This is a genomic window from Variovorax boronicumulans (genome assembly GCF_040544675.1).
Taxonomy (GTDB): Bacteria; Pseudomonadota; Gammaproteobacteria; order Burkholderiales; family Burkholderiaceae_C; genus Variovorax; species Variovorax boronicumulans_D.
Window position 1 is genome coordinate 359,899 of the sequence record NZ_JBEPKK010000002.1, and the last position, 12,635, is coordinate 372,533.

At 72.2% G+C, this 12,635-nt stretch carries 4 protein-coding genes; all 4 read left to right on the forward strand.

Translation table 11 applies throughout. The features are described from left to right. The first annotated feature begins 64 nt into the window (after positions 1-64). The 4 genes from ABIC90_RS04985 (at position 65) to ABIC90_RS05000 (ending at position 12,631) form a co-directional block, all read left to right on the forward strand. Complete coding sequence (locus ABIC90_RS04985) at positions 65-9,994, forward strand: amino acid adenylation domain-containing protein (protein ID WP_436318168.1); 9,930 nt, start codon at positions 65-67, stop codon at positions 9,992-9,994. Beyond that, a complete protein-coding gene (locus tag ABIC90_RS04990; protein WP_354352944.1) occupies positions 9,991-10,593 on the forward strand; it encodes a c-type cytochrome in 603 nt (200 codons plus the stop codon). Before ABIC90_RS04985 ends, ABIC90_RS04990 begins: the two co-directional genes overlap by 4 nt. After that, the gene (locus tag ABIC90_RS04995) at positions 10,590-12,083 is read left to right on the forward strand and encodes a serine hydrolase domain-containing protein (RefSeq protein ID WP_354352946.1); all 1,494 of its coding nucleotides are present in this window, start codon (positions 10,590-10,592) and stop codon (positions 12,081-12,083) included. Before ABIC90_RS04990 ends, ABIC90_RS04995 begins: the two co-directional genes overlap by 4 nt. Positions 12,084-12,145: 62 nt before the next feature. Next, positions 12,146-12,631: an antibiotic biosynthesis monooxygenase gene (locus ABIC90_RS05000; protein ID WP_354352947.1), complete on the forward strand. Its 486-nt coding sequence runs from the start codon at positions 12,146-12,148 to the stop codon at positions 12,629-12,631. Positions 12,632-12,635 lie beyond the last annotated feature (4 nt).

Below are 12,635 nucleotides of genomic sequence, written 5' to 3' on the forward strand. Positions count from 1 at the left end.
GCGGGTGCAGAGATTCCACGATGAGGATCCGCTCGATGACAAGGGAGCCATCGCGATCGTTGGCATGGCTTGCCGTTTCCCGGGAGCCGCCGACCTCCAGGCCTTCTGGCATCTGCTGATCGGGCAGCGCAGCGGCCTGCGCATGCTGTCCGACGAGGCGCTGCTGGCCGCCGGCGTGGCCGCCGAAGCGCTGCGCGATCCCGCCTACGTGAAGGCCAACGGCAGCCTCGACGACGCGCTGTGCTTCGATGCCGGCTTCTTCGGCTACGCACCGGAAGAGGCCGCGCTGATCGATCCGCAGCACCGCGTCTTTCTCGAAGCCTGCTGGCATGCGCGCGAGGATGCGATCGGCACGCGCGCCGACGACGAGCGCATCGGCGTCTACGGCGGCTCGGGCTTCAACACCTATCTGCTGACGCATCTGCAGGCCGACGCGCGGACCTGGCAGGGCCTGGACCGCTGGCGCGCCGGCATCGCGAACGACAAGGACACGCTGACCTCCAGGGTCGCCTACAAGCTCGGCTTCAGCGGGCCGGCCGTCACCGTGCAGACCGCCTGTTCCACCTCGCTGGTGGCGGTGCACCTCGCATGCCAGGCGATTCTCGACGGCGATTGCGAACTGGCGCTGGCCGGCGGCGCGAGCGTGCATTTCCCGCTCGGCCACGGCTACCGCCACCACGCGGAGGGCATCGAGGCGGCCGACGGCGTCTGCCGGCCCTTCAGTGCCGAGGCGACGGGCACGGTCTTCAGCGACGGCGTCGGCGTGGTCGCGTTGCGCAGGTACGAGGATGCGCGGCGCGCGGGCGACCGCGTCTACGCGGTGATCCGAGGCAGCGCCATCAACAACGACGCGGCCGACAAGGTCGGCTTCACCGCGCCGGGCATGCGCGGGCAGATCGACGTGATCCGCATGGCGCACGCGGTGGCCGGCGTCACGGGCGGGGCGATCGACTACGTCGAGGCGCACGGCACCGGCACGGCCGTCGGCGACAGCATCGAGCTGCAGGCGCTGGAGCGGGCCTTCGGCAGCCCCGGCGCGCCGCGCACGCCGTGCCTGATCGGCGCGGTCAAGGGCAACATCGGGCACACCGACAACGCGGCGGGCATCGCGGGTCTGATCAAGGTGGCGCTGGCGCTGCACCACCGGCAATGGCCCTCGACCCTGCATGCCGCCGCGCCAACGCCCGCCCTCGCATCGAGCGCGAACTTCGCGCTCTGCCGGCAGGCCGCGGCGTGGTCCGACGACATACGGCTGCGCTGCGCGGGCGTCAGCTCCTTCGGCATCGGCGGCACCAATGCGCATGTGGTGGTCCAGCAGGCGTTCCGCTCCCAAGCCGGCGCGGGCTGGGCGTCCGGCCACCCGTTCCGGCGCACGCACGTCGAGTACCTGCCGCGCGGGCAGCAGGTGTCCGAGGCGGGGCCGCAGGTGCATCTCACGCACCTGCAGTGGGTCGCGGACCCGAGACGCCGGCACGCGGCCGGACAGTCGATCGATCGTATCCTGCTGGTCGCGGCGACCGCGCCGCCCGCGGCCTTGTTGCGAAGTCTCGGCGCGCTGGGGCCGGTCGATCTCTGGCTGCATGCGCAAGCCGATGCCGCGTCCGCATCGGCCTGCTTCGACTTCACCGACGCCGCGCAGTGGGACCGCCTCGCGATGGCACGCGGACATTCACAGCCACCCTCGGCGATCGTCTATCTCGGCGGCCTCGCGCAGGCCCCGGCCGGCTTCGACGACACGCTCGGCTGCGCGCTCGGCTTCGCCGGCTGGGTCGCGCGCATGCGGGGCAGCGGCGCGCTGCCGGGCGTGGCCGTGCACTGGATCTCGACCGGGCTGTCCGGCGCGAACGGTTCGCCATCGATCCCGGCGCATCTGGCCCTGTGGGGCCCTGCGCGCGTGCTGCCGCAGGAAGTCCCGGGCGTGGCCTGCCGGGTCTACGACGTGCACGAAGGCAGCCGGCCGCGCGATGGCGATGCATGGCAGGCGCTGGGCCGCCTGATCGCCATCGAGCAGGCGGCCGAGCGGCCGGCGGACGGCTCGTTCGCCGTCTTCGCATTGCAGGGCGATCGGATCTTCGTGCCGCATCCGGCCGCCGTTGCGCAGCCGTCGGCGCAGGCCGAAGCGCCCGCGCTACGCACCGGCGGCACCTACTTCGTGACGGGCGGCGCGGGAGGCATCGGGCGTGAACTCGCGGCCTGGCTGGTCTCGCGCTGCCGGGCCCGCGTGATCGTGTGCGGACGCCGTCCCGTCAACGACGTGCAGGGCTGGTCCGCTTTCCATGCGCAGTTCCCGTCGATCACTTATGTGCAGGCGGACGTGGAGAGCGACGCGCAGCTCGCCGCCATCGCACAAGACGCGGGGCTCGCCCCGGACGGCATCCACGGCGTCTTCCACTGTGCCGGCGCGGCGGGCGAGGGCGGCCTGCGCGCGAAGGACGTCGCCGCGGCCCGGCGCCGCTGCGCGGCCAAGGTCGCGGGCGCTCAGGCGCTGTGCTGCGTGTTCGCCGATGTGCCGCTGGACTTCATGGTGTTCTTCAGCTCGGTCAACGGCTGGCTCGGCGGTCCGGGACAAGCCGAGTACTGCTCGGCGAACGCCAGCCTCGACGCGCTGGCGCGTTCGGGCGCCTTGCCGTGGCGCACGCTGTCGATCGCCTGGGACACCTGGCTCGACACCGGCATGGCGCGGCGTTCGCAGGACGCGGCCGATCCGTCCGCGCCGGCGACAGGCGCGCACGAAGCGGGCGTCTCCTTTCACCTGCCGGCCTCGTCCTGGCTGCTGCACGAGCATCGTGTCGATGGCGTGGCGGTGCTGCCCGGCACCGCGCACCTCGCCTTGCTGTTGCAGGTGGCGCAGGCCGAGGGCAGGGCGCTCGAGCTCCAGGGCGTCAGGCTGCTGAATCCGGCGCTGGTGCGCGAGGGTTCGGACATGCGCCTGTCGGTGTCGCGCCCCACCGCCGCGGACGAGGCCTTCCAGGTGCGCGATGCGAGCGGCCTCGTGCTCGCCAGCGCCACGGCCGCCGCACACGCCGATGAGGCCGCGTCCGTGGCGCTGCCTTCGCACCTCGCGGGCTTTTCCGCCACGCAGGCGCAGGCCTGCGAGATCCGTCCACCGGCGCGGCTGCAGGTGGGCCAACGCTGGCAGGGCGTCGAAAGCCTGAGCCGCTGCGGCGAGCTGTACCGCGTGGCGCTGCGCACCGGCGCGCTCGCGCAGGACTTCGGCGAGTGGCCCTGGCATCCCGCCGTGATGGACCTCGCGCTGCTGCCGCTGCAGACGCAGGCTGCGGCTTTCTCTGTGCCCGTGGCCTTCGAGCGCGTGCAGCCGGTCGCTTCGCTCGCGACGGCGCGTTTCAGCTACGTGCGCCTGCGCGAGGGCGCGGCATCGCGCGGTATTGCCGATGTCTGCATCACCGACGCGCACGATGCGGTGCTGCTGACGATGTCGGGCGTCGCCTTCGTGCCGCTCGAGGCGCGCGCGTTGCGGCAACGCGCCGTGACGGACGAAGCCTTGTCGCGCGGCCTGCCCGTGCCCGCGGCGCTCGAGCAGCTCGGCCGCCTGCTCGACGGCTGCGCGCTCGATGCCGTGATCCTGTCGGCGGCGAGCCTGCCCTTGATCGAGGAGCATGCCGAGGCATCGGCCCGGCGCTACCGCGGCGTCGCCACGCGGCCGGCCGAAGCAACCGGGCAGGACGCCGCAGCGCGCGAGGCGCTGCTGTGCCGCCTGGTCGCGGGCCACCTGGGCTACGACACGGTGTCACCGGACGCGAATTTCTTTTCGCTCGGCGGCGATTCGCTCAGCGGCCTGCTGCTGATCGAAAGCGCGTGCAAGGAGGGCCTGCAGCTCTCGCTGGGCGCGCTCTACGATGCGAAGACGCTGGCGGAGCTCGCGCGGACGGCGGCGCCGGAGGCCGCGGTGCAGGCCGTCCCCGCGCCGCGCGCCGAGCCCTTCGCGCTGCTGTGCGACGAGGACCGCGCCCGTGTCGCCGAGGAGGTCGCGGGCGCCGTCGATGCGTTCCCGCTGTCCGCGCTGCAGAAGGGCGTCGCCTACTACCGCTCGCGCTACGGTGACCGGCCGATCTACCGCGACCTGCTCTGGGTCGACGTCGAGGGACCGTTCGACGAAGCGCTGCTGCGCCAGGCCTGGTCGGACTGCGCGCGGCGGCATCCGGTGCTGCGCACGCGGGTCGACACCGCGCGCTTCCGCGAGCCGCTGCAGATCGTCAGTGCCGATGACGAGGCCCCCCTGGCCGTCGGCGATCTCGCGGGCCGCGGCGTGCGCGAGTGGGCCGAGGCGTCCGATCTGCCCGCGCGCTGCCCGGTGGGCCGGGCCGTCTATCTTTTCGCGCTGACCGACGGCGCGGTGCTGCATCTGCTGCTGCTGCTCGACGATGCCCTGCTCGACGGCTGGAGCGCCACCTCGCTGCTCGCGGAACTGCTCGGCAACTACGGGCAACGGCTCGACGGCGGGCTGCCGCCGCGGCAGCCGTCTCCCGCGCTCTCGTTCCATGACCATGTACGCCACGAACGGCAGGTCATCGCCGCGGGCGAGGAGCACCGGTTCTGGCGCGAGCACCTGGACGGCTGCGTCCCTTCGGCGCTGACGCGCAAGGCGCCCGACGCGCGCGAGCGGGTGCCCGAGATCGAGATCCGCGAGCTGCCGTTCGGCGCCTCGGGCGAGGTGGACGCGCTCGCGCGGACCTGCGGCGCCACGCCCAAGGTGGTGCTGCTCGGAAGCTACCTGCGCGCGCTGTCGCTCTGGTGCGGCAGCCACGAGGTCACGACCGGCCTGGAGACCCACACCCGCCTGGAAGCCGAAGGCGGCGCCGAGGTGCTCGGTCCGCATCTCAACATGCTGCCGCTGCGGCAACTGTTCGCGCCCATGCCGGTGCGCAGCTACCTGCTCGCGCTCGCGCGGGCCGAGGCGCAGGCCATCGCGCACCGGCATCTGCCGCTCAGCGAAATCCAGCGCGACTGGGCCGTGCCGCTGTTCGACAACTGCTTCAACTACACGCACTTCCGCAAGCTGCAGGAGGTGGCGGGGGACGGTGGCCTCGGCCGGTCGCTGCGCTTCAAGGGCTATGCGGGCGAGGAGAAGACCCACTACCCGTTCAAGCTGTGGGTCGACTGCAGCGCCGCTGGCATCTACCGGCTCTACATCGCCTACGACCGCCTGCGCATCGACGAGGCCGATGCCCGCGCGATCGCGGCCTTGTTCGACACCGTGGCGCAGGCTTTCGCGTGGGCGCCCGATGCGGACCTGATGTCGGTCGGCGCGCCCTCCGGCGCGCAGGGGGCGCTGCGCGCGGTGGAAGCAACGCCCGAACTGGGCGAGCTGTTCCGGGCGTCGTGGCAGGCGCACGCGCATCGCACCGCGGTGCGCGAGGCGGACCGCTGCTTCTCCTACCGCGAACTCTCGTTCGAGGTCGAGCGCAGCGCGCGCGAACTGCGGCGGCGCGGCTGCCGCCCCGGCATGACGGTCGCGGTCGTGCTGCCGCGCTCGTTCCGCTGGATCGTCGCGATGCTCGGCGTGCTGAAGGCGGGTGCGACGATCCTGCCGATCGACCCCTATCTGCCCGATGCGCGCATCGAGATGATGCTGCGGCAGGGACGGCCGCTGCTGGTCGTCGCCGATGCGGCGATGCAGAGTGAGCGGCTGAAGGCTTGGCGCGGCCCGATGCTCGCGCCGCTGGAGGACGCCGCGTTCGACGCAGAGCTGGCCGGGCCTTGGGCGGCGTCGGCCGACCTGCCCGCCTACCTGATCTTCACCTCCGGCAGCATGGGCCTGCCCAAGGGCGTGATCAACACCTGCAGGGGCCTGGCCAACCGCTTCGTCTGGCAACTGCGCAGCCATCCGGTCGGCCCGGACGACGTCTTCCTGTCGCGCACGCCCGCGAGCTTTGCCGACGTGTTCTGGGAAAGCTTCGGGCCGCTGTGCGCGGGCGCGACGCTGGTGATCGCCGACGATGCCGAAAGCCGCGATCCCGCGCGCATCGCGCAGTTGCTGCGGCGCTGGCAGGTGACGCACCTGGTCGTGGTGCCCACGCTGCTGGAGCCGGTCCTCGCGCAGATCGAGGCCGACGCCGGCAACGGTCCGTTCGCCCTGCGGCAGGTGTCGGTCAGCGGCGAGCCGCTGAAGGTCGCGCTCATGGCGCGTGCACGCGCGCTGCTGCCGTCCGTGCGATGGCTCAATCTCTACGGCTCGTCGGAAGTGTCGGCCGATGTCAGCGTCTTCGAACTCGGCGACTGGCAGGCGCGGCCGGACGAGCCTTCGATCGTTCCGGCGGGGGCCGCGCTGCGCAACATCGGACTGCATCTGCTCGACGAGAACCTGCAGCCGGTGCGCGAGGGCTGCACGGGCGAGCTCTATGTCAGCGGCGTGGCCCTGGCCGACGGCTACCTGCGCCAGCCCGGGCTGACCGCCGCGCGCTTCCTGCCGAACCCGTGGCCGCAAGGGGACGACGACACGCGGATGTTCCGCACCGGCGACGTCGCGCGGCAGGGGCGCTGCGGGCTCGAGGTCCTGGGCCGCGCGGATCGGCAGGTCAAGGTGCGCGGCGTGCGCATCGACCTGGGCGATCTCGAGACGCGGCTGGAGCGCCTGGCGCCGGTGGCGCGCGCGGCGCTGATCGAGGGCGGGGGCAAGCTGGCCGCCTACGTGCAGTGCCGGCCCGAGGCCGATCCCGCGCAACTGTGGCCCGTGCTGCGCGCGCAACTGCTGCCCGAGGAGCGGCCCGTGCAGATATGGCTGGTCGAGCGCATGCCGCTGACGACGGCCGGCAAGATCGATCGCCTGGCGCTCGCCGGCACCGGCGTCCTGCATTCGGACCTGGCGCGCGCCGCGCTACAGGGCGAGACCGAACACCGGCTGGCCGGGCTCTGGGCCGAGCTGCTGCCCGGCGCGAACATCCATGCGGACAGCCATTTCGATGAGCTGGGCGGACATTCGCTGCTGGCGCTGCAACTGGCGGGGGGCATCGAACGGGTCTTCGGCCGCCGCCTCGGCATCGCGCAACTGCAGGCCACCGGCCAGTTGCGCGCGCAGGCCCGGCTGGTCGATGCGCAGCACGCCGCCGCACCGGTCGCGCACGCGCCGATCGTGCCCGATCCCGCCGCGCAGTCGCTGCCTTTCTCGCCCACGCCGCTGCAGCAGGCCTACTGGGTCGCGCGCCACCGCGAAAGCCCCGAGGGCGGCAGCAGCCACCTCTATCAGGAGTGGCTGATTCCGGGGCTCGATGCCGACAGGCTCGAGGCCGCATGGCGCCGCGTGGTCGCACGCCACGGCATGCTGCGCGCGCGCATCGACGCCAACGGACTGTTCACGGTGCGGGACGCGAACCCCTCCGGCCGCATCGTGCGCCACGACCTGTCTTCGCTGGCGCCGCCGGCGCGCGAGGCGGCGCTGCTGGCATCGCGCGAGCGCCATGCCTTCACGCCGTTCGCCGATGGCGAGGCGCTGTTCCAGCTGCAGGTCTTCCAGCTCGCGCAGGCCGAATCGGTGCTTGCCGTGAAGTTCGACCTGCTGCTCGCCGACGCCTGGAGCATGGGCATCCTGGCGCGCGAACTCTGGACGCTCTACGCCGACCCCGCGGCCGAACTGCCGCCGCTCGGGATTTCGTTCCGCGACGTGCTCGAACACACGCGCGCGCACCACGATGCCGCGGCCCGCGAGGTCGCGCGGCGCTACTGGAGCGAACGCATGGCGCGCTTTCCGGGCGCGCCGGAGCTGCCGGTGCGCGCGCACGCGCCGGATACGCTGGCGGTGCGCCGGCGCGAGATGGTGCTCGAGCCTTCACGCAGGCAGGCGCTCGAAGCGCTGGCCGCGCGCGCCGGCCTGCCCGCGAGCAGCCTGCTGCTGGCCGCCTTCGCGGCCGTGCTGCAGCGCTGGTCGGCCCGCAAGGCGTTCGCGCTGACGCTCACGCTGTTCGACCGCCCGTTCGTGCATCCGCAGGTCAACCACGTGGTGGGCGACTTCACCTCGGTGCTCTGGCTCGCGATCGACGGCGAGCGGCCCGGCGCGTTCCTCGCGTTCGCGCGCGCGCTGCATGCCCGGCTGCTCGAGGGGCTGGAGCATCGCGCCTTCAACGGCATCGACGTGGCGCGCGCGACGCGCTCCGAATTGCGCGCGGTGGATGCGATGCGCTACGTGTTCACGCACATCGCCGAGGTCGACGGCGGCGCGGCCGCCTTTCCCCCGGGCAGCAGCGAGCGCCATCGCATCACGCGCACGGCCGGCGTGTGGATCGACAGCCAGGCCGTCGGCGAGGCCGGCCGGCTGCGCCTGCATTGGGACGCGGTCGACGAACGCTTCCCGCCGGGCCTGGTCGACGACATGTTCGCGGCCTACCGCGACCTGCTCGAAGCGCTGCTCGCCGAGGCCCAGGCCGAGGGCGGCGGCGCGGCGGAGGCCGTCGAGCTGCAATTGCCCGCGGCGCAGCAGGCGCGCCGGCAGGCCGAGCGGCAGGCCGATCCGCCCGCGCAGGACTACCTTGCGGCCATCGAGGCGCAATGCAGCGAGGCGCCTGACGCGCCCGCGGTCATCGCGGCCGACAGGACGCTGTCGTACGGCGAGCTGTGGGCCCGCGCGCGGCGGCTCGCGCTGCAACTGAAGACGCAGGCGCCGGACGCCGCCTGCGTGGCGATCCACCTCGAGCCCGGCTGGCGCTATGTGGTGGCGGTGCTCGCCACGCAGATCGCGGGCCTGGCCTATGTGCCGCTGTCCCTGCGCTGGCCGCGCGCGCGCGTGGCCGGCGTGATCGAAAGCTACGGCATCGGCCATGCGATCGCCGACGAGGAGCTCGCGGCCTGGAGCCCGCGGCCCGGCGGTGTCCGCACGCTGCGGGTGCCGGCGCAGGACGACGGGCCGGCGCCGCCGGCTTCCATGCAGTCGGCGTCCGACCCCTCGCTGCTCGCCTACGTGATGTTCACCTCGGGCAGCACCGGCGAGCCCAAGGGCGTGACCATGCGGCGCGGCGCGGTCGCCAACACCCTGCGCGACATCTGCGCGCGCCTGCGCCTGAACCGCGACAGTCGCGTGCTGGGGCTGTCCGATCCGGGCTTCGACCTGTCGGTGTTCGACATGCTGGGCACGCTGATGGCCGGCGGCGCGCTGGTGCTGCCCGACCCCGCCGACCGCATGAACCCGCAGGCCTGGTGGGCGCTGTGCCGCCGCCACGGCGTCACCGTGTGGAACAGCGCGCCGGCCCTGTTCGAGATGCTCGCCGACTACGCCCGCGGCAAGACCGGGCGGCTCGGCACGCTGGGGCTGCGCTGGGTGATGTTGAGCGGCGACTGGATCGCGCTGCACCTGCCCGCGCGGCTGCGCGAACTCGCGCCCGGTGCGAGGCTGCTGTCGCTGGGCGGCGCCACCGAGGCCGGCATCTGGTCGGTCTCGTTCCCGGTGACCGCGGTGCAGCCGGGCTGGACCCGCATCCCCTACGGCATGCCGCTGCGCGGCCAGCGCTGCGACATCGTGGATGCGTTCGGCCAGTCCTGCCCCGACGGTGTCGCGGGCGAGCTGACCATCGCCGGCGCGAGCCTGAGCGACGGCTACTGGCAGCGCCCGCTGCTCACCGCGCAGGCCTTCGTGACCGACGAGCGGACCGGCGAGCGGCGCTACCGCACCGGCGACCTGGCGCGCTGGCGGCCCGACGGCGTGATCGAGCTGATCGGACGCATCGACTCGCAGGTCAAGATCGCGGGCCATCGCATCGAGTGCCAGGAGGTCGAGCACGCGGTGCTGTCCCATCCGGGCGTCGCGCGCGCCGTGGTGGTGCCGGTCGACGGCAGCGGCGGCCTTGCGCTGCATGCGGTGCTCGAACATGCGGACGACGTCTCGATCGAGTCGATCCGCCTGCATTGCGCCCAGCGCCTGCCCGAGGCCATGGTGCCGCGGCATTGGCACAGCCGCCTGGGCATTCCATTGAACGACAACGGCAAGATTGATCGCCGCGCATTGCGCGAGCGCATCGAGGCCACACTGCAGGAGGTTGCTGGCGCATGACGCAGAGACTGATTCGAACGAGGGCTTTCGCGCCATGGCGCTTCGCATGGGCCGCCGGCCTGCTGCTGGGCCTCGCACAGGGCGCGCAGGCGCAAGACGGCGCCTACCTGGCGAAGGACTGCATGGCGTGTCACGACAGCGCGCAGGGCCGCAACCAGGGCATCCCTTCCATCGTGGGACAGAAGCGCGAATTTCTGCGCGCCCGGCTGGATGCGTTCCGCCGTCCGGGCTCGGACGCGAAGCTCATGCCGCGTCTCATGGCCGCCTACACGTCCGACGAGATCGAGCAGATCGCGGCCTACCTGTCGACCCGGCCCTCGCCGCTGATGCCGGTGCCCGATGCGGGTCCGAAGAGCGGCGTCACGGTCGCCGGACTCGCCAAGTACCGGGCCCATTGCGCGGCCTGCCACGAGCACCTCGATGCGAGCCCGCTGCTGCGCGGGCAGAACCGCGCCTATCTGGTCAACGCGTTGCGCGATTTCGTCTTCGGGCGCCGCGCCATGCCCGATGGCATGCGCGACAGCCTGTCGGGGCTCAGCGCCGAGGACCTGGGCGCGGTGATCGATTTCATGGCCTCTTCGAAGAAGGACAAAGAGTGAAGCGTTCGTCATCCCCATTTCTCGCGCGCGCCGCAACGGCGGCGCTGCTGGGCATCTCGCTGTCGGCCACTGCGGCCGAAGATGCTCCGCGGCCGGCCGAGCTCAGCCCGATCTTCGTCGCGGCCTCGGCCTACGCGAAGATCATGTGCTCGGGGATCTTCGTCTCGGGCCTGCGCGAGAGCCAGATCCGCCTGGAGGACCTGTCGACCATGCCGCCGATCCCGGTGGAGATCGACCGCGAGCGCCGCACCGTCACGGCCGTGACGCGCTCGGCCCGGCGCGTGGCCCGCTTTCGCGAGGGGCTGGGCTGCACCCTCGACAACGCGCCTTCGCCGCTGCTGGACCGCGCCAGCTCGCCGAAGTCCTATGCGCAGATGCCCGAGGCGACGGCGGGACGGCCGGCGGCGCTGCCGCTGGCGCTGCATCCGCAGCTCGAGAAGATCCTCGACCACGCCTTCCGCGAGGACGACTCCGCCTTGCTGAAGAACACGCGGGCCGTGCTGGTGATCCATCGCGGCAAGATCATCGGCGAGAGGTACGCCGACGGCGTCACGGCGGACACGCCGCTGGCGGGCTATTCGATGGTCAAGGGCGTCGCCAATCTGCTGACCGGCCTGGTGGCGCAACGCGGCTGGCTGACGCCGCAGCGCATCGGCCTGCGGCCGGAGTGGGGCGTCGCCCCGGCCGATGCGCGCAACGGGATCTCGGTGGACCACCTGCTGCGCATGACCTCGGGCCTGGACTGGTCGGAGCAGTACCTGGGCGCGATGTCCGACCTCATGACCATGCTGACCTCCGCGCCGGACCCGGCCGCCTACGCGGCCGCCAAGCCGCTCGCGGCGCCGTCGCGTCCGGCCGATGCGGCCCGGGCGCTGCCGAACGCCGAGCAGTTGTCCACGCTGCTGGGTGCGCCGGGCATGTCGCGCCAGCGCGCCGAGACGAAGAGCGTGCTGCCCGGACAGGCGTGGCGCTATTCGGGCGGATCGTATGAACTGCTGTCCGACACGCTCGCGAAGACCCTGCGCGCGCACGACGAAGACCCGCTCGTGTTCCCGTACCGCAACCTGTTCGCGCCGCTGGGCATGACTAGCGCCGTGCTGGAGGCCGCGCCCAACGGCACCTTCATGCTGTCGTCGTTCATGCTCGCCACGTCGCGCGACTGGGGGCGGCTTGGTATGTTCCTGCTCGACGAGCAGCGCGGCAAGCCGCGGCCCGGTGTCGCGCTGCCCCCCAACTGGCTGAAGGACAGCCTGCGTCCGACGCTCGCGCAGGAGCTGCCGGTCGGCACAGAGATCGGCTCGGGCTACTGGCTCAATTCGCTGGGCAACAAACTGCCGCGCGACACCTTCTACCTCGGCGGTTTCCAGGGGCAGTTCCTGGTCGTCGTGCCCGAGCGCGAGCTGGTCGTGGTGCGGCTCGGAACCACCGCGTCGGACGGCAACTGGATCATGCGCAAGCTGCTCGAGGAGCTGATGCCGCTGGTCGATTGAGCGGACCGGCCCGTCGAGGCCCGGCCACCTTCCTGTTCCCTGTGTTCAAGAAAGAAGAAACGATGAAACTCACGATGAAATTCCTGGCGACGACACTCGGGCTGGCCGCCGCGCTGGCCTGCGGGCAGGCTTCGGCCCAGGCGCCAGCGGGCGGCGCGAATGCAGCGCCCGCCAACGCCGCGGGCGGACCTGTGGCCTCGATCGTCAGCATCTACGTGAACCCCGCGAAGCAGGAGGAATTCCAGACCTCCTACAAGCAGCAGTACGCGGCCCAGACCCGGCATCCGGAGGGCGTCCTCGAGTCCTATCTGCTGGCGCCGGCCGCCGGCGACTCGGCAGCGCCCTTCAAGCACGTCACGATCTGGCGCGACCGCGCCTCCTACGACGGCTTCCTCAAGAAGGTGACGAGCGGCGAACATCCGGTCGGCGCGAAGACCAGCTACGGCAACGGCGACGACATGTACGCCAGGCGGCCGATCTACGAGCTGTATTCGGTGAGCCTGCGCCGCGTGGACGCGGCGTCTGCGTCCGACGCGCCGAAGAACTGACGGG